The following is a 15945-nucleotide window of genomic DNA, read 5'->3' as shown; positions in this document are numbered from 1 at the left end:
AAGGGTGTTTTCTCAGCCCAAAACCGGCGATTTCGGCGTCAAGGTGGTGACATGCCCCATCTTGCGGCCGGGGCGCCACTCGGTCTTGCCGTAGAGATGAACCAGCGTATCCGGACGCTGCAGCCAGTTGGGAACGGCCAGGATATCGTCGCCGATCAGGTTCTGCATGATGCAGTCGGAATGACGTCCAGCGTCTCCCAAAGGCATTCCGGCAACGGCGCGGATATGCTGCTCGAACTGGCTGACGACGCAGGCGGTCTCCGTCCAGTGACCGGAGTTGTGGACACGCGGCGCCATCTCGTTGGCAATCAGGCCGCCATCGGCAAGCACGAAGAATTCGATGCCGATGACGCCGACATAGTTCAATGCTGCGAGGATCTTTTCGGCCGATCGGCGCGCGGCGTCCGCCGTCGTCGGCGAGATCGTAGCGGGAACCGTCGAGGTGTGGAGAATGCCGCTGCGATGGACATTCTCGGCGGGATCGAAGCAGACGACCGTACCGTCCGTGGCGCGCGCAGCGATAATCGAGATCTCGCGCTCGAAGGCGACGAAGCTTTCCAGGATGAGCGGCACGGCCCCGAGCGCGGCATAGGCGCCATCCGGGCTGTCGGCCACTGAGCGAAAAACCTTCTGGCCCTTGCCGTCATAACCGAGACGGCGGGTCTTCAGCACGCCCTGGCCGCCGAAATCCTCAAGCGCCATTTCGAGATCGGTCTGGCTGTCGATCGCGTGGAAGCGGGCGGTGGTTATGCCGCAGCCGTTGAGAAAACGCTTTTCGACGAGGCGGTCCTGGGCGGCCTCCAGCGCCTTCGGCGGCGGATAGACGGCCACGCTGGCCGAGAGCGTTTCGGCGGCTTTAACGGGCACGTTCTCGAATTCGTAGGTAACGACATCGCAGACATCGGCGAGTTCGGCGAGTGCCGCCGGATCGTCATAGGCGGCGGTAATTTGCCGGTTGGCGAGCTGGGCGGCCGGGCAGTCCGTCTGCGGCTCGAGAATGACCGTGCGAAAATTCAACCGGGCGGCGGCAATGGCCAGCATGCGGCCGAGCTGGCCGCCGCCGATGATGCCGATCGTTCTTGCCGTCATAGGTCGTCCATCGGGTATTCGGCGACTGCAGCACTTTGGCGCTCGCGCCACTCGTCGAGCCGGTCGGCGATTTCTTCGTCGGAAAGGGCAAGTACGGCGGCGGCGAGGAGGGCAGCGTTGACCGCGCCGGCCTTGCCGATGGCGAGCGTCCCCACAGGGATGCCGGCCGGCATCTGCACGATGGAAAGAAGGCTGTCCTGGCCCGACATGGTTTTGGACTGGACCGGCACGCCGAAAACCGGCAGCGGCGTCATCGATGCGGCCATGCCCGGCAGGTGGGCGGCGCCGCCGGCGCCGGCGATGATGACCTTGAAGCCCTCCGTGCGGGCGCCCTTGGCAAAATTGAACAGCCGGTCGGGTGTGCGGTGCGCCGAAATGATGCGCGCGTCATAAGGGATTTCCAGCGCCTCCAGTGTGTCGGCGGCGTTTTTCATGGTCTCCCAGTCGGACTGGCTGCCCATGATGATGGCGACGGACGGTCTGTCTGTCATCATTGCTGCTATCCCCTCAGGCGATGATGTCAGGGATGATCTGATCTTCCAGCTTGGAGAGCCTGTCCTTGATGACAAGCTTCTTCTTCTTCATGCGCTGGACCCGCAGAGCATCGCATCCTATCTGGATCATGGCGTTGATCGCGGCGTCGAAATCCTCGTGCTCCTGGCGCAGACGCGCCACAATGAGCCTGATTTCCGCCTGTTCCTGATCGGCCATATGCATTCCCCGTTATCGTCCTCGGACCTTGTCCGATCTGCCGATGATTTCCGCAAGCTCCTATCACCAAATACAGGTAACGGCTAGTTAGTCTTGATCATGAAATTGCCATCCAGTCTCCATCTTTTGGCCTTCGACAAGCATTCAAAAATATGTCACAGTCCGCCGCGTTGACACCTTGATCCCCGACGATGATGGCCGGGGAGGGTAAGAGGAAGGAAGGGTCAAATGACAGTTCAAGCTCATCTTGAATCACTCCAGAAAAAGCATGTCGCTCTTGAGGAGGAGTTGCATACGCTCAGAACAGCTCCCTCTATCTCCGATACGGAAATTGCCGAATGCAAGCGCCGCAAGTTGCGCATCAAGGACGAGATTATGCGTCTCAAGTCATCCGTCCACTGATCTTCCCAAGGGTCGCCGGTCGACCATCTTGCGAACGAAAAGGTAAATCCATCCATTCCGCCTGAAATCAGCAAGAACCGGTGATTTTACACCAGATTTGCGCCAGCCCGATGCCTGCAGCATCGCGGCTGGCGCTTTTGGGTCGTAGGCTTTGAGCAGCGGTGCATCATAAGCATCATGTCCCACAGTCTCGCGGGAGCAGGCATCAAGCCCAGAACTGATCGAGCCACAAATTAAGCTTGTCGAATCCGCGGTTATTGACAGTGTAAATGCGCTTCGTGCCTTCAGAGGTCACTGAGACGAGATTGCTTTCGAGCAGCGCCTTCAAATGTTGCGACACGGCCGGGCGGCTGATCGGCAGACCCTCGGCGAGCTCGTTGACTGTCCGTGGCGCGCGGCGCAGTTCCTCCAGCAGAAACCGCCGGTTCGGATCGGCAATCGCAGAGAAAGGGTCCGTGTTCGACATGGCGGGAACGCTACGGCAAACCGGCCGGTCCAGCAAGGAAATTGTGCATTGCAGCGTACTACAGCGCCGCTGTTACACTTAGAATTGCCGACTCTACCAGCCAAGACCCTCGCGCACGATCAGGAAGGCGGCGATCAGGGCCATCGCATACATGAACGGATAAAAGATCGCCGGCTTCATACGGCGCACGCACCAGGCGCCGGCAATGGTGGCGAGCGGAGCGAAGGGCAGAAGCGTCGCGGAGGTCGCAAGATTTTGGGTGTCGAGCTGGCCGAGCGCGAAATAGGGGATCAGCTTGATGGCGTTGAGGATCGCGAAGAAGCGCACGCTTGTGCCGGTATATTCGCGCGGCTGTAGCTTGAGCGGCAGGGCATAGATCTGGAAGGGCGCACCGCCGGCATGGGCGACAAAGCTGCCGTAACCAGAAAATGTGCCCCAGAGGCCGGCGGCCACCGGTCGCTGGCCGCGCGGCGGGATTATCTTGCCGGCGCCCGGGCCGTAATTGTTCCAGAAATAGCGCAGGCAGAAGAGAATGGTCACCGCGCCGATGACGATGCGCAGAATATTGCCCGGAACGAGCGCCGAAGTCGCCCAGCCGAGCGCGATGCCGAAGATTGCCCCCGGCAGCATGATCTTCAGCGTCGCCCAGTCGCCATGTCTGCGCCAGATGACGAGCGAGATCATGTCCATGAAGACCAGGATCGGCAGCAGGATCGCCGCCGCCTCGACCGGCGAGACGACGAGGGCGAGGAATGGCAGGCCGATCAGCGACAAAGCGTCGCCCATACCGCCCTTTGCGAGGCCTACCAGCAGAACGGCGGGCACGGCGGCGTAGTAGAATGACAAATCCTGCGGCATGCTTTCGACGTCCTCCTCTTGCAAGCCTCGTCTAACGGAACTACTCACACAAAACGAGTGCGGATCCCTCCTTTCGAAGGGGAATTCGCAGGAAACGGAAAGACCCCATGACCGAACCGGAAAACCGCTGCCGCCTTGTGCTCATCACACCTGATATCGCCGATGCCGATGAACAGGCAAGGATCGTTGCCGACGCGCTGAGGGGCGGCGATGTCGCCTCGGTGATCGTGCCGCAATACGGGCTTGACGATGGCACCTTCCAGAAACATGCGGAAAAACTGGTGCCGCTGATCCAGAGTGCCGGAGCGGCCGCGCTAATTTCAGGCGACAGCCGTGTGGCGGGACGGGCAAAGGCCGATGGCCTGCACCTTTCCGGCAATGCCGAGGCGCTTTCGGAAGCGATCGAAAAACATGCGCCGAAGCTGATCGTCGGCGGCGGTAACGCAGCCGACCGCCACAATGCACTGCAGATCGGCGAAGTCAGGCCCGACTATATCTTTTTTGGCAAGCTCGACGGCGATATCAAGCCGGAGGCCCATCCGAAGAACCTTGCGCTTGGCGAATGGTGGGCCTCGATGATCGAGATTCCTTGCATTGTCATGGGCGGCACCGATCCTGCTTCGGCGCTTGCCGTCGCCGAGACCGGAGCGGAGTTCGTGGCACTGCGGCTGGCAGTCTTCGGCGAACCCACCCGAGCGCCATCGATCGTCGCCGAAGTCAACGCGCTGCTTGACGAAAAAGCGCCACGGTTTGAGGATTGAAATCGCGCTCATGCCGATCCCGACCGCCCCCCTGTTGAAATTTATCCTTGCCAGCATGGCCGCCCTCGTTGCGGCCGGGCCGGATGTCGTCCTGGCGCAGGCCACCGACAGCGTCATCAGCCAGCCGGGCTCGGCGCCGGCTTCGACTTTCCGCACCGACCGGCCCTCCGGTCCGGTGGTGAGGCCTTCCGATGGTGTCGGCGTGTTCGACCGCATGGGTGCGAAGCTGCCTGACCTGCCGCCGGAGAAGGATTACAAGGGGCCGGTCGACGAGGCTTACGGCGCCTTCCAGCGCGGCTATTATCTGACGGCTATGGACAAGGCGCTGCCGCGCGCCCAGCTCGGCGATGCGGCGGCGCAGACGCTGATTGGCGAAATCCTCTCGCAGGGCCTCGGTGTCAAGAAGGACGTGAAGAATGCTGCCTTCTGGTACGGCAAGGCGGCCGAAGGCGGCGATGCGGCGGCAATGTTCAAGTATGCGCTGATCCTGATGGAAGGCGAAGGCGTGCCGCGCGACAAGGTCAAGGCCGACGACTACATGCGCAAGGCGGCCGAAGCCGGCAATCCTTCGGCGGAATTCAACTGGGCGCAGCTTCTCATCGCCGACAATCCCGGCGAGAAGGGGCTGAGGCTTGCGCTGCCGTTCTACGAGAAATCGGCCGAGCAGGGCATTGCCGATTCGCAATATGCCGTGGCGCAGATCTATTCGACGCTGAAGGACTTGCCGGAGGAAAAGAAACAGCTCGCCCGAGAGTGGATGGCACGTGCGGCGCGCGCCGGCTTTGACACGGCCCAGCTCGATCTCGGGATCTGGCTCGTCAACGGCGTCGGCGGACCGAAGGATTACGTCAAGGGCTTCGAATGGCTGAAACTTGCCGCCAATGGCGGCAACGTCGCCGCACAGAACAAGCTCGCCCACCTTTATATCAACGCCATCGGCACGGCGCCCGATCCGGTCGAGGCGGCGAAGTGGTACGTCCTGTCGCGCCGGGCTGGGCTCGCCGATCCGTCGCTTGAGGATTTCTATCTCGGCATCGAGGACGATCAGCAGAAAGCGGCGATCGAGGCGGCCAACAAGTTCCGGCGGCGATAGCAGGCGCACGTCCAACTGAAGCGCGTCGCGATCTTCAGATTCGCTTGTCGCGCTTTAGCTTATTGTTTTTACGGATGTCGTTATCCCAGAACCACCGGGCACTTTGTTTGAATTTGCTCTAGAAAAGCGCGTCGGCGAACAGATCCTCGTCGTTTTCGGCTTTGCCGATCTCGGCTGGAGCGGGGGTGCTGTCTTCGCTCGCCGGGATGATGTCGCGATGAATGTTTCGCTCCTGGGCCATCGTATAGTGCTTGAAGATTTTGCGATCGAGCGGCGCGATCACCTCAGCGAGGTCGGAGATATCGGCGATATCGGTGCCGGCAACGCCTTCGAGCAGATCGGCGCAGCGGGCAAGGACTTCGCCGAGATCATGCTGGAAATCGAGCTTGCCAATCAGCAGGCTGATTTTGGTGGCGACCTCGCGGCCGTTCTCGGCGAGTACCTTCAGCTCGTTTTCCATCGCGTTGGCCGCAGAGCGGATGTTGCCGACGGCCGACGTCAGGCTTTCTCCCAGGCCGCCAGGCTCGGCGTCCGTGGCGGGGGCGACCCGCCCGGCCGCGGCTTCGAGCGCCGGCAGGCCGTTGACGATGGCGTCGGCGGAATCATCGAGCTTGCCGGCAAAGATGCGTAGTTCGGCGGTGACAACGTTGATCGACTTGCCTTCCTCGCCGAGGCGGCTGCAGCGCAGGTTGGTATTCAAAGCCATATAGTGAATGTCGGTCTTGACGGCGCGGATGTTGCCGATCGCCTCGAAGAGCTTGGCGGCCGTGCCGATCGTCGACTGGCTCACCTGGTCGGCCTGGCGGCTTGCCGTATCGACCTGCTTGACGATTTCGTGGGCGGCCGAAACGCTGGATTCCAGCGCGCGCATGAAGTTGCCGCCGGCTTCGCCGCTCTCGCCGCTCATCTGATCGCGCAGCTTGAGGATCTCCCGCATATCGTGGTCGAAACTTGCTATCGTCTTGACGACGTTCTCCGAATCCCGCTGGAAATTTGCGCACATGTCGCTCATCTGCGCTGCGGTCAAATGGTGAATGATGTTCTGGAGGCGCTGGCGCGCGCCGGCGTCGAGGCTTGCGCCATCCTCGCCGGCAAAGAAATCGTCAAGCAGCGAAAAGGTGGCCTGCACATGCTCGATGCGCTGGCGGGTGATGTCGCCGATCTGCAGGGCCGATAGAGTCGAGGCGACTTTACTCTGGACGGCGCGTGCAATTGCGCCGACGTCGCGGGCGATGACGCCGAGATCTTTGCGGTGCCCGGCGATCTTGGCTGCATCATCGCGCAGGGCTCCGGCAACCGCCGGAACGGTATCGGCATATCCCTTGGAAACGCTGGCGCCGAAAGAGGCTGCGAGCTTCACCTCCTTGTCGAGGCTGTCGAGATGGGTGGCGAAGCGGTTGACCTCATCGGTGCCGGAATAAATGCGCTCCAGGATCTCCTGGGCGAAGCCGGCGAATTCGGCAAGGCCGGCACCGGTGATCTTCACGGTCACGGCGAAGGTTCTGAGATAACGCATCGTCTCCTGCATGTCGGAGACATGCTTGCGTAGCTCCCTGCCGGTATGCGCCAGCGAGACGAGCGCCTGCTGACGGTTTTCTTCGGTGACCGGCAGCGCTGTCAGGCTCTCCACGGTGGCGCTGAGATCGGCGCTGGTGTCGCTCGCTTCCTTGTTGTCGAGCGTCGTGGTGACGCTCTCGAGCGAATTCAGCAAGCGGTTGAGGACATCCATCACCGACAGCAGCACGGTGCCGCCTTCGAGGAAGCGTTCCTCGACCTGGCTGCGGGCGGATTCCAGGGTCTGGCTGATGTCCCGCCCTGACGTGTAGGTTGCAGCGTTCGATGTTACCAGGGCGTGTGCCACTTTTATACCTTTTCTTAGAACACAGGCGATTTGACTCTATTTTTACGGGCAGGATGGAAACGTCCGGTAAACGCGCCGGACTCGCCAGCGTTGTGATTAACGAAAGATGTGGATGGCGCTTCGGCACGAAGCGTCACGGCCGAGAGATCAATTCAACATGCTGTTTTTGCTTTATTTTTTTCTAAATTTTGAGAGAAAAATACAACTTTTCCCGGATGAGAATTGAGAGTCGCGTGGCGCGCTATACGGCGGTTTTCTACAACCGCTGTTTACCCTGCGTTAACGCTGCCATGAGAGTCCTTTTAGGGTCCTCAAGTATTTCCCTGGCCCAGGAGGCTGCATTGGATACTCCGAAACAATATTACGAATCTATAAATTTGCCGGGCGTGCTCAGCATTCGCAACGTGTCCGAACTACTCTCCAAGATTTTCAACGAATTTCATAGCCACGATACAATCATCGTTAGCATTCCGGAAGGCGCTGAAGCAGATCTGAGCTTCGTTCAACTCATCGAATCCTCGCGGCGACAAGCAAAATCTCATGGAAAAACCTTCAGGCTTTCTTCCCCGGCTAGCGGCTCTGTCCTGAACGTACTTGAGCGCTCAGGTTTCATCGAATCCTTCGATCAAGAAGACGCAAATTTCTGGTTGCATAAAGAGGTGTCGTTATGAGTGCAAATATCCTGACTGTCGACGATTCCGCCAGCATTCGTCTGACGACCAAAGTCACGCTGACCAATGCCGGCTATAGCGTCACCGAGGCGGTCAATGGGGCCGAGGGCCTGGCGACGGCCAAGGGCAGCAGCTTCGATCTGATCGTCACCGATCTGAATATGCCTGTCATGGACGGGCTGACGATGATCGAGGAACTGCGCAAACTGCCGGCACAGGCCGGGGTTCCGATCATCTTCCTGACGACGGAATCGGACGCCGATCTCAAGGCGCGCGCCAAGGCTGCCGGCGCGACGGGCTGGCTGACCAAGCCGTTCGACCCGGAAAGTCTGGTGAAGATCGTGAAGAAGGTTCTCGGACGATGAGTACGCTCGATCCTGTCGCCGTCTTCCGCACAGAGGCCGCCGAATGCCTCGAAGCGATCGAGGCTGGTCTTCTCGACCTGACCCACCAGCTCGACAACAAGGATCTCGTCGACGCCGTCTTTCGCGGGCTGCACACGCTCAAGGGCTCCGGCGCGATGTTCGGCTTCGAGGCGCTCGCCGCCTTCACTCATCATTGCGAAACCGCCTTCGACCGCGTCCGCAAGGGCGAGGTCGCGGCGACCAGTGAACTCGTCGCCGCCGTTCTTGCCGCCCAGGACCATATGCGTGCCCTCGTCGACCAGCCGGACGCCGATCACGGCGATACCGGCAGCACGCTTCTGGCGCAGCTGCAGGCTGCCGTCGGCGGCAAGGAGACGCCGACTGCTGCAGCGCCGGCCGCTGCTGCTGTAGTCGCTGCCATCCGCGAGGCACCGGCGAAGAAGAAAAACAGCTGGCGCATCCACTTCAGCCTGCCCGCCAATTCGATGGCCAACGGCACCAACCCGCTCGGCCTGTTGGACGAGCTGCGCGATCTCGGCGAATGCACCGTGCGCGCCAACACCTCGGCCATTCCGCCGCTCGACGAGCTCACTCCGACGGAACTCCACATTTCCTGGGACGTGACGCTGACCAGTGAGCAGGACCGCTCGGCGATCGACGACGTCTTCATCTTCGTGCTCGACGATATGGAGCTCAGCGTCGAGGATATCGATGGCGCGGCAGCGGCAACCGCCGCCCCGGCCGCGGAAAAGGCAGCCGCACATGGCGCTGCAGCATCGGCGCCGGCCGTTCCTGCAGCACCCGTCCCGGTATTCCGTCCTGTCGAGGCGGTTTCGGCCAAGCGCGAGGCGCCCGCCGCCGTCAGCCAGGCGAAGGCGACCGAGAATGTCCGCGTTCCGGCCGAACGTCTCGACGAGTTGATGGATCGCGTCGGCGAGCTCGTCATCGCGCAATCGCGTCTCAGCCAGCTCGCCAGCGCCAGTAGCGATATCGCGCTGCGCTCCGTCTCGGAAGAAATCGAACGTCTCTCCGGTGAATTGCGCGACACGATGATGATGCTGCGCATGGTGCCCGTCGCCACCCTCTTCTCCCGTTTCCGCCGCCTCGTCCACGATCTCGCCCGCGAGACCGGCAAGGTGATCGAGCTGGTGACCGAGGGCGAGAGCACCGAGGTCGATAAAACGGTCATCGAACGTCTGGCCGATCCTTTGGTGCATCTTGTGCGCAACTCGATCGATCACGGCCTCGAAACGCCCGCCGATCGCCTTGCCGCCGGCAAGTCCGAAGCCGGCACGGTGACGCTTTTGGCCCGTCAGGCCGGCGGCGAAGTGATCATCTCGATTAAGGATGACGGTCGCGGCATCAATCGTGAAAGGGTTCGCGCCAAGGCGGAATCCTCCGGCCTCATCCAGCCCGGCCAACCGCTTTCCGACTCTGAGCTGTTGCAGCTGATCTTCGCTCCCGGCTTCTCGACGGCCGCGGCGATCACCAATCTGTCCGGCCGCGGGGTCGGCATGGACGTGGTCAAGAAGACGGTCGAAGCGCTTCGCGGCGCGATCGACATCGTCAGCGTGCCGGGGCAGGGTTCGGAAGTGTCGCTACGCATCCCGCTGACGCTCGCCATTATCGATGGCCTGTTGGTGCGCGTCGGTTCCGGCCGCTACGTCATCCCGCTCTCGGCGGTCGAGGAATGCCTCGAACTGTCGCTCGAGGAAGATCTCCGCTCGCGCGGCCGCAGCTTCATCTCGCTGCGGGACAGCCTGGTGCCGTTCTTGCGCCTGCGCGATCTCTTCCGCACTGGCACCAAGCCCGACGTACATCAAAAGGTCGTCGTCATCTCGACCGGCACGGAGCGTGTCGGCCTCGTCGTCGACCAGATCATCGGCGACCACCAGACGGTCATCAAGTCGATGTCGAAACTGCACAATAACGTCGCGACATTCTCGGGCGCCACCATTCTCGGCGACGGCAGCGTCGCCCTCATTCTCGACGTCGGGCACCTGGTTGCCGCGGGTCAGCAACAGGAGGCGCAATTGCGTGTAGCAGGATGAGCGCAACAGCAACGACAGCCGAACGATTTGACAATCACTGGAGCTATGCCGAGGAAGTCGAGGTTCTAACCTTCGATCTCAACGGCGAAACCTTCGCGCTGGAAGCGGTCATCGTCCAGGAGATCCTGGATCTGCTTCCCGAGACTGCGGTGCCAGGCAGCCAGCCCTTCGTTGCCAGCGTCATCAACTTTCGAGGCAAGGTCATTCCGCTCGCTGATCTGCGTCTCGCCTTCGGGATGGAAGCCGCAGAGGCGACGATCGACAGCCGCATCATCGTCATCGAGATCGATCTGCAAGGCGAGCACACGCTCGTCGGCCTCAGGACCGACAAGGTGAACGAGGTGACGACGCTTGCAAAGACCGCGAGCGAAGCGCCGCCGAGCATCGGCATGCGCTGGCGCGCCGACTATATCAACTGCCTGGTGAAGAGGGGCGGAGAATTCATCATTCTCCCGAATCTGCAGGCGATTTTTTCATCGAGGCGCAATGCGGCGGGAGCCGCCAGCTGATGTCGGCTGAGTTCAGGTTGGGGTTAAACCGATGCGATTGACCATCAAGACAAAACTGGTGACCGCGTTCACCTTCATCATCCTCATGCTGATGGGCACCGCTGCCTACGGCATCGTCAGCCTTGGATCGCTGAACGATACGATCGGCAATCTCATCGCCGGTCCGGCAGCCCGTCTCGACCTGGCGCAGCAAATCAACATCGCCCAGCTCGAGGCCATTCGTCAGCAGAAAAACTTGCTCACCGCCCGCACTGCCGACGAGACGGCCGGTGCGATCGCAAAGGGCAATCAGGCCCGCAAGGAATTCACCGATGCCTTCAGCCAGGTGCTGGCGCTGGCAACGGAAGAAGGCAAGGTTCGCTGGGCGCGCATCGCCGAACTTTCCAAGACATTCAATGCAGCCGACGACCAGATCCGCGACTATGTGAAGGCCGGTAACGCCGAAGGCGCAAATACCATCTCTGTCACGGCAGCCCGGGCCGCCGCCAACGATATCGACTCGACGCTCGGCGAAATCCTGGCACTCGAAAAGCAGCGCATGAAGGCTGCGGACGATAGCGCCGACGCGCAGTATGCGACCACACGCACGATGATGATGGCGGTGGCTGCCTTTGCCCTGTTGATTGCGGCCATTACCGCCTTCTGGATCGCCAGCGCGATCAGCAAGGGCCTTAGCCGGGCCAATACCGTGGTTCGCGAAGTGTCGGAAGGCGATCTGACGAAGATGGCCGATATCACCAGCCGCGACGAAATCGGCGAGCTTCTCGGCAACGTCAACATTATGATCGAACGCCTGCGCGGCGTCGTTGCCGATGCCCTGTCGGCCGCCGACAACGTCTCTTCAGGCAGCCAGGAACTGTCTTCGAGCTCCGAGCAGGTTTCGCAGGGCGCGAGCGAACAGGCCGCTTCGGCCGAAGAGGCTTCCGCTTCGATGGAGGAGATGGCCGCCAACATCAAGCAGAACGCCGACAACGCGGCGCAGACCGAAAAGATCGCCCGCCAGTCGGCCAAGGATGCGGAGATGAGCGGCGAAGCGGTGACGCGTGCGGTCGACGCCATGCGCACCATCGCCCAGAAGATCGGCATCGTCCAGGAGATCGCCCGCCAGACCGACCTGCTGGCTCTGAATGCCGCGGTCGAAGCAGCGCGTGCCGGCGAACACGGCAAGGGTTTTGCGGTGGTCGCCTCAGAGGTGCGCAAGCTTGCCGAACGCAGCCAATCGGCCGCCGCCGAAATCAGCTCGATGTCGGGCGATACGGTCAAGGCCGCTCAGGAAGCCGGCGACATGCTCGGTCGGCTGGTGCCCGACATCCGCAAGACGGCCGAGCTGGTCTCCGAGATCAGTGCCGCCTGCCGCGAACAGGATATCGGGGCTGCCCAGATCAACGAGGCGATTCAGCAGCTCGACAAGGTGACGCAGCAGAATGCCGGTGCCTCTGAGCAGATGTCGGCAACTTCCGAGGAACTAGCCTCGCAGGCCGAAGAGCTGCAGACGTCGATCGCCTTCTTCAAGGTCGATATGGTGGGCAGGCGCCGTGAGCGTGCGCCAGCTGCAAAAGCCGCGGTCCGCAGCCGGCCTCAGCCCGTACCGCGCAAGCCGGGCACCAAGTCACCCGCCAATACGGTCGCCGGTCAGCAGGCCCGCGTGAAGGGATTTGCCCTCGACATGTCGATGGGTGGTCCCGACACGGCCGATGACGAGTTCAGGGAGAGCGCATAGCGCTCCCTGGGGAAGCGCTATGCGCTCCCGTGCGAATTGTCGTGGGCCAGTCAGCTCGCCCGCGACACACGCTTCCGGCACGCGCATGCCGGCATGGAAGTCTGTCAACTTCCTTCCGTGGCATGTCTTCGCCTACCAGAATTTCTTTGCTGCATGATGCCGCGCCCCTTGGTCCATATTTATTGCCTCGCTCTCAGAGAGGAACATTGAGATGCGTATTACGATTAAACTTAAGCTCGCAGCCGCATTCGGCTTTGTCATACTGTTGCTGGTGGGCAGCGCGGTATATGGAATCATCAGTCTCAGTTCACTCAACGATGCCGTCGGCAACCTCATCTCGGGTCCCGCAAAGAACCTGGAACTGGCCCTGGAAGCAAAAGCCGCGGAGCTCAATGGCATTCGCTGGCAGAAGAATGCCCTTCTGGAAATGAATCCCGAGGTGGCCAGGAAGAATTATCAGAACTCGGCGAGGAGCATGGATGAAATGCTCGCCTTCGCGGCGAGCGGCCAACAGCTTGCAACTGCTGACGGCAAGCCGATGTGGGATAGGCTGATCGAACTGGCCAAGCGCTTCACCGAAGGCTCCCACCAAGTCGCCTCCATCCAGGAAAGTGGTGACAGAGCAGCGGCCAATGCCCTGTCGTCAGGAGAGGTTCGCGCCCTCGTCGCGGAACTGGAAGACGTCTTCGCGGCGCTCGTTACGCAGCAGCAGAAGGCGATGACGCAGGCCGATGACGACACCGAAAGCCTTTATGGCTCCACCAAGAACCTGCTGATCGGCATCGCTATCGCCGCTTCCGTCATCGCCTTTGCCGCCGCATTGTGGATCGCGCTCGGAATCAACAGCGGCCTGCGCAAGATCATGAACGTTGCCAACGCGGTCGCCATAGGCGACCTGAACCAGAAGGCCGAGATCAAGAGCAACGACGAGATCAAGGATCTCGTCAACACGATCAACGTCATGACGGGTAATCTTCGCAACACCGCAGAGATCGCCAACCAGATTTCGAACGGCGACCTGACGGTGTCGCCCGAACCGCTTTCCGACAAGGATATGCTCGGCATAGCGCTCGAGCAGATGGTCGAGCGCCTGCGCGGCGTGGTCTCCGATGCGGCCGCGGCCGCGGAAAATGTTTCGGCCGGCAGCCAGGAACTGTCTTCGAGCTCCGAGCAGGTTTCGCAGGGCGCGAGCGAACAGGCCGCTTCGGCCGAAGAGGCTTCCGCTTCGATGGAGGAGATGGCCGCCAACATCAAGCAGAACGCTGACAACGCGGCGCAGACCGAAAAGATCGCCCGCCAGTCGGCCAAGGATGCCGAGATGAGCGGCGAAGCGGTGACGCGTGCGGTCGACGCCATGCGCACCATCGCCCAGAAGATCGGCATCGTCCAGGAGATCGCCCGCCAGACCGATCTGCTGGCTCTGAATGCCGCCGTCGAAGCAGCGCGTGCCGGCGAACATGGCAAGGGTTTTGCGGTGGTCGCCTCAGAGGTGCGCAAGCTTGCCGAACGCAGCCAATCGGCGGCCGCCGAAATCAGCTCGATGTCGGGCGATACGGTCAAGGCCGCTCAGGAAGCCGGCGACATGCTCGGTCGGCTGGTCCCCGACATCCGCAAGACGGCCGAGCTGGTCTCCGAGATCAGTGCCGCCTGCCGCGAACAGGATATCGGCGCCTCGCAAATCAACGAAGCGATCCAGCAGCTCGACAAGGTCACGCAGCAGAATGCCGGCGCCTCAGAGCAGATGTCGGCAACCTCCGAGGAGCTCGCCTCCCAGGCCGAAGAACTGCAGGCGTCGATCGCCTTCTTCAAGGTCGATGCCGCTGGCAACCGTCCGTCCCGCATGCCGGCTGCCCGTATGACGGTCCGCAGCCCGGCTCCCGTCGCCCGCCGCAAGCCCAGCGCTAAGAAGTCGGCCGCCAACAGCATCTCTGGCCAGCAGGCGCGGCTGAAAGGTTTCGCTCTCGATCTCTCCATGGGCGGTCCCGATGATGGGGACGCCGAATTCAAGGAAAGCGCATGATCATGGCCACGACATCTCTGGAAGCGCAATTCGTGACCTTCAGCCTCGGCGAGGAGATCTTCGCCGTGCCGGTAGAGGTGGTACGGGAAATCCTCGACTATGCGGAAGCTTTCAAGATTCCGAATGGTCCCGACTATCTGCTCGGCCTGCGCGATGTGCGCGGGCAGGGCGTGCCGACGATCGATCTTCGATTGAAGCTCGGCATGACCAAGACCGTGCCGACGCCGCACACACGGGTGCTCGTGCTCGACGTGCCAATGGAAAGCCGGCTGCTGACGCTCGGCCTTGTCGCCGACCGCGTCTTCGAGGTCACGCCGTTCCGGCGCGAGCAGATCGAGGCGGCCCCCGACATCGGCGTGCGCTGGCGCTCGGATTATATTGCCGGCGTCGTTCGCCGCGAAAACGGCTTCGTCGTCATCATCGATCTTGCCCGGTTGCTGTCGCGCGAGGACGCCTCGGCGCTGCAATCGGCCGCCTGACCGCGTTATCAACTTGGAGTACGGCGTTCTATGAGTATGGCAGCAGCGGTGGAAACCCAATTGCCGGGCGACCGGATCAGCAAGCGCAATTTCGACAAGCTTGCCCGGTTCATTTACGACTATAGCGGCATCAAGATGCCGCCGACCAAGCTGACGATGCTCGAAGGGCGGCTGAGGCGCCGCCTTCGTGCGACCAACCATTCGACCTTCGATGATTATTGCGACTTCCTGTTCGATCATGACGGCCTCGCCCAGGAAGCCGTTTACCTGATCGATGTGGTCACAACCAACAAGACCGACTTCTTCCGCGAAGCCAAGCATTTCAACTATCTGCAGACAGTGGCGTTGCCGGCGATCGCCAATAGCGGCGTGCGAACCATCCGCACCTGGAGTTCTGCCTGTTCGACGGGGGCGGAGCCCTATACGATGGCGATGGTGTTGGCCGAATTCGCCGAAAGCCGCAGCGACGTCTCCTACAACGTGCTTGCCACCGACCTTTCCACCGACGTGCTGCAGACGGCGCGCCGAGGCATTTATCCGGAGGATTTGATCGCGCCCGTGCCGCGCGACCTGCAGCGCAAATACGTGCTGACAGCCAAACAGCCGGGTCGGCGGGAGGTGCGCATCACGCCGAAACTGCGCAGCAGGGTGGGTTTTGCCCGCATGAACCTGATGGACGAGAAATACCCGATTGGCGAGGCGATGAACATTATCTTCTGCCGCAACGTGCTAATCTATTTCGACAAGCAGACCCAGGCCGGCGTGCTCAACCGCCTCTGCAACTGCCTGGCGAAGGGCGGCTACATGTTCATCGGTCATTCCGAATCGATCACCGGCTTCGACCTGCCGTTGAAGCAGGTCTCGAACACGGTGTTTCAGCGTATCTAGA

The 15945-nt window shown here is 61.4% G+C and carries 17 protein-coding genes; 11 read left to right on the top strand and 6 right to left on the bottom strand.

The window, feature by feature from the left end; genetic code table 11:
* Positions 1-12 precede the first annotated feature (12 nt).
* The 3 genes from HJB84_RS16820 to HJB84_RS16810 are packed head-to-tail and all read right to left on the bottom strand — an operon-like array spanning position 13 to position 1800.
* Positions 13-1089, bottom strand: coding sequence for a 5-(carboxyamino)imidazole ribonucleotide synthase (locus HJB84_RS16820; RefSeq protein ID WP_221116410.1), 1077 nt, complete (start codon positions 1087-1089; stop codon positions 13-15).
* Positions 1086-1580: a 5-(carboxyamino)imidazole ribonucleotide mutase gene (purE, locus tag HJB84_RS16815; protein ID WP_164008565.1), complete on the bottom strand. Its 495-nt coding sequence runs from the start codon at positions 1578-1580 to the stop codon at positions 1086-1088. Before purE ends, HJB84_RS16820 begins: the two co-directional genes overlap by 4 nt.
* A 16-nt stretch (positions 1581-1596) precedes the next feature.
* On the bottom strand, positions 1597-1800 hold the full coding sequence (locus HJB84_RS16810; RefSeq protein ID WP_164008191.1) for a YdcH family protein: 204 nt from the start codon (positions 1798-1800) through the stop codon (positions 1597-1599).
* Positions 1801-2028: 228 nt separating this feature from the next.
* Between HJB84_RS16810 and HJB84_RS16805 the strand changes: the two genes are divergently transcribed.
* The gene (locus HJB84_RS16805) at positions 2029-2202 is read left to right on the top strand and encodes a YdcH family protein (protein WP_007631579.1); all 174 of its coding nucleotides are present in this window, start codon (positions 2029-2031) and stop codon (positions 2200-2202) included.
* 205 nt (positions 2203-2407) lie between these two features.
* Here the strand turns inward: HJB84_RS16805 and HJB84_RS16800 are convergent, their stop codons facing one another.
* Complete coding sequence (locus HJB84_RS16800) at positions 2408-2668, bottom strand: helix-turn-helix transcriptional regulator (protein WP_164008189.1); 261 nt, start codon at positions 2666-2668, stop codon at positions 2408-2410.
* 93 nt (positions 2669-2761) lie between these two features.
* Positions 2762-3526 (bottom strand): sulfite exporter TauE/SafE family protein, encoded by a 765-nt coding sequence (locus HJB84_RS16795; protein ID WP_207581729.1) that lies wholly within the window; start codon positions 3524-3526, stop codon positions 2762-2764.
* Positions 3527-3633: 107 nt separating this feature from the next.
* Here HJB84_RS16795 and HJB84_RS16790 point away from each other — a divergent pair, with 107 nt between their 5' ends.
* Together HJB84_RS16790 and HJB84_RS16785 are read left to right on the top strand one after the other, a co-directional pair.
* Positions 3634-4287, top strand: a complete 654-nt coding sequence (locus HJB84_RS16790; protein ID WP_207581728.1) for a thiamine phosphate synthase — start codon at positions 3634-3636, stop codon at positions 4285-4287.
* Between the two features lie 10 nt (positions 4288-4297).
* Positions 4298-5380: a tetratricopeptide repeat protein gene (locus HJB84_RS16785; RefSeq protein WP_207581727.1), complete on the top strand. Its 1083-nt coding sequence runs from the start codon at positions 4298-4300 to the stop codon at positions 5378-5380.
* A gap of 118 nt (positions 5381-5498) precedes the next feature.
* Here HJB84_RS16785 and HJB84_RS16780 read toward each other — a convergent pair whose 3' ends face one another.
* Positions 5499-7241 (bottom strand): chemotaxis protein, encoded by a 1743-nt coding sequence (locus HJB84_RS16780; protein WP_221116409.1) that lies wholly within the window; start codon positions 7239-7241, stop codon positions 5499-5501.
* 341 nt (positions 7242-7582) lie between these two features.
* Between HJB84_RS16780 and HJB84_RS16775 the strand changes: the two genes are divergently transcribed.
* The 8 genes from HJB84_RS16775 (at position 7583) to HJB84_RS16740 (ending at position 15944) form a co-directional block, all read left to right on the top strand.
* Entirely contained in the window at positions 7583-7912 is a 330-nt protein-coding gene (locus HJB84_RS16775; protein ID WP_221116438.1) for an STAS domain-containing protein, read from the top strand.
* Positions 7909-8277: a response regulator gene (locus tag HJB84_RS16770; RefSeq protein ID WP_003552634.1), complete on the top strand. Its 369-nt coding sequence runs from the start codon at positions 7909-7911 to the stop codon at positions 8275-8277. The genes HJB84_RS16775 and HJB84_RS16770 overlap by 4 nt, the downstream gene beginning before the upstream one ends.
* A complete protein-coding gene (locus HJB84_RS16765) occupies positions 8274-10328 on the top strand; it encodes a chemotaxis protein CheA (protein WP_221116408.1) in 2055 nt (684 codons plus the stop codon). Before HJB84_RS16770 ends, HJB84_RS16765 begins: the two co-directional genes overlap by 4 nt.
* Positions 10325-10837 (top strand): chemotaxis protein CheW, encoded by a 513-nt coding sequence (locus HJB84_RS16760; protein ID WP_207581723.1) that lies wholly within the window; start codon positions 10325-10327, stop codon positions 10835-10837. Before HJB84_RS16765 ends, HJB84_RS16760 begins: the two co-directional genes overlap by 4 nt.
* Before the next feature lie 31 nt (positions 10838-10868).
* Positions 10869-12557, top strand: a complete 1689-nt coding sequence (locus tag HJB84_RS16755) for a methyl-accepting chemotaxis protein (protein ID WP_221116407.1) — start codon at positions 10869-10871, stop codon at positions 12555-12557.
* Between the two features lie 211 nt (positions 12558-12768).
* Positions 12769-14577 (top strand): methyl-accepting chemotaxis protein, encoded by a 1809-nt coding sequence (locus HJB84_RS16750; protein WP_221116406.1) that lies wholly within the window; start codon positions 12769-12771, stop codon positions 14575-14577.
* Positions 14574-15056, top strand: a complete 483-nt coding sequence (locus HJB84_RS16745) for a chemotaxis protein CheW (protein ID WP_018072866.1) — start codon at positions 14574-14576, stop codon at positions 15054-15056. Before HJB84_RS16750 ends, HJB84_RS16745 begins: the two co-directional genes overlap by 4 nt.
* A 30-nt stretch (positions 15057-15086) precedes the next feature.
* Positions 15087-15944: a protein-glutamate O-methyltransferase CheR gene (locus HJB84_RS16740; RefSeq protein ID WP_207581719.1), complete on the top strand. Its 858-nt coding sequence runs from the start codon at positions 15087-15089 to the stop codon at positions 15942-15944.
* Position 15945 lies beyond the last annotated feature (1 nt).

The organism is Rhizobium sp. NZLR1b (genome assembly GCF_019685155.1).
Classification (GTDB): Bacteria; Pseudomonadota; Alphaproteobacteria; order Rhizobiales; family Rhizobiaceae; genus Rhizobium.
This window is presented reverse-complemented; position numbering and strand designations above follow the sequence as displayed.

Coding starts and splice junctions, on each gene's coding strand:
- HJB84_RS16810 (WP_164008191.1), bottom strand. CDS start 1,800: ATGGCCGATCAGGAACAGGCGGAAATCAGGCTCATTGTGGCGCGTCTG.
- HJB84_RS16805 (WP_007631579.1), top strand. CDS start 2,029: ATGACAGTTCAAGCTCATCTTGAATCACTCCAGAAAAAGCATGTCGCT.
- HJB84_RS16760 (WP_207581723.1), top strand. CDS start 10,325: ATGAGCGCAACAGCAACGACAGCCGAACGATTTGACAATCACTGGAGC.
- HJB84_RS16765 (WP_221116408.1), top strand. CDS start 8,274: ATGAGTACGCTCGATCCTGTCGCCGTCTTCCGCACAGAGGCCGCCGAA.
- HJB84_RS16770 (WP_003552634.1), top strand. CDS start 7,909: ATGAGTGCAAATATCCTGACTGTCGACGATTCCGCCAGCATTCGTCTG.
- HJB84_RS16800 (WP_164008189.1), bottom strand. CDS start 2,668: ATGTCGAACACGGACCCTTTCTCTGCGATTGCCGATCCGAACCGGCGG.
- HJB84_RS16820 (WP_221116410.1), bottom strand. CDS start 1,089: ATGACGGCAAGAACGATCGGCATCATCGGCGGCGGCCAGCTCGGCCGC.
- HJB84_RS16745 (WP_018072866.1), top strand. CDS start 14,574: ATGATCATGGCCACGACATCTCTGGAAGCGCAATTCGTGACCTTCAGC.
- purE (WP_164008565.1), bottom strand. CDS start 1,580: ATGACAGACAGACCGTCCGTCGCCATCATCATGGGCAGCCAGTCCGAC.
- HJB84_RS16790 (WP_207581728.1), top strand. CDS start 3,634: ATGACCGAACCGGAAAACCGCTGCCGCCTTGTGCTCATCACACCTGAT.
- HJB84_RS16785 (WP_207581727.1), top strand. CDS start 4,298: ATGCCGATCCCGACCGCCCCCCTGTTGAAATTTATCCTTGCCAGCATG.
- HJB84_RS16740 (WP_207581719.1), top strand. CDS start 15,087: ATGAGTATGGCAGCAGCGGTGGAAACCCAATTGCCGGGCGACCGGATC.
- HJB84_RS16750 (WP_221116406.1), top strand. CDS start 12,769: ATGCGTATTACGATTAAACTTAAGCTCGCAGCCGCATTCGGCTTTGTC.
- HJB84_RS16795 (WP_207581729.1), bottom strand. CDS start 3,526: ATGCCGCAGGATTTGTCATTCTACTACGCCGCCGTGCCCGCCGTTCTG.
- HJB84_RS16755 (WP_221116407.1), top strand. CDS start 10,869: ATGCGATTGACCATCAAGACAAAACTGGTGACCGCGTTCACCTTCATC.